Source organism: Pseudomonas sp. RA_35y_Pfl2_P32 (assembly GCF_963970735.1).
In the GTDB taxonomy this organism is placed as follows: domain Bacteria; phylum Pseudomonadota; class Gammaproteobacteria; order Pseudomonadales; family Pseudomonadaceae; genus Aquipseudomonas.
Genome location: NZ_CAXAQF010000171.1, coordinates 1 through 550 on the forward strand (window position 1 = coordinate 1; position 550 = coordinate 550).

The window sequence follows — 550 nt, forward strand, 5'->3', positions numbered from 1 at the left end:
TTGCCGGGGCAATGCGGCGGGTTGGCAATTCGGGCATTGGAGAAAGCCTGACACTCCCGTCCGCCGCCCGCGCTGGCCGTATGCTGGCGCTCAGGATCGAACCGATCGGCGACGGCACCGGCATCTTTGCCGAAGATGTCACGCCCTAGCCGGTGCCGGACCTGCCGCGTCGCCCTCTCGCCGCGATGGTCGGAGCGCAGGGCGCTGCAAAAGCTGGTTGAGACACCCTTAATCGCAACTACACCAGGTCTTTACGCCCTTCGGTATAACCCTTGCCGCACTGCTTGCCCGACGGGCGCAATCCGGCGGCACTGCCGGCAGATATAGGGACGATTCGAAGATCATGGTGATCGCATCGATACAGGTGAAGACAGGGGGCTATGCGGGCAGCATTGCGGCTCTGGCGACAAGCGACGGATGTGCTGGCCACGCGATCGTCCGCCGTTTGACACAGGCCGCAGTCGTCGGCCGCGATCTCGCCGATGCTGTCCATGCCCTATGCGCCGTTCACGGACGCCTGACCAATCTGTTCGAGGAGGCGAATCGTCGC

General features: G+C 64.0%; 1 protein-coding gene. It reads left to right on the forward strand.

Annotated features, from left to right (window positions below):
* Window positions 1-343 precede the first annotated feature (343 nt).
* Window positions 344-550: DUF6975 family protein (locus AACY45_RS27695; protein ID WP_339548658.1), on the forward strand; the 207-nt coding region annotated here is incomplete at its 3' end.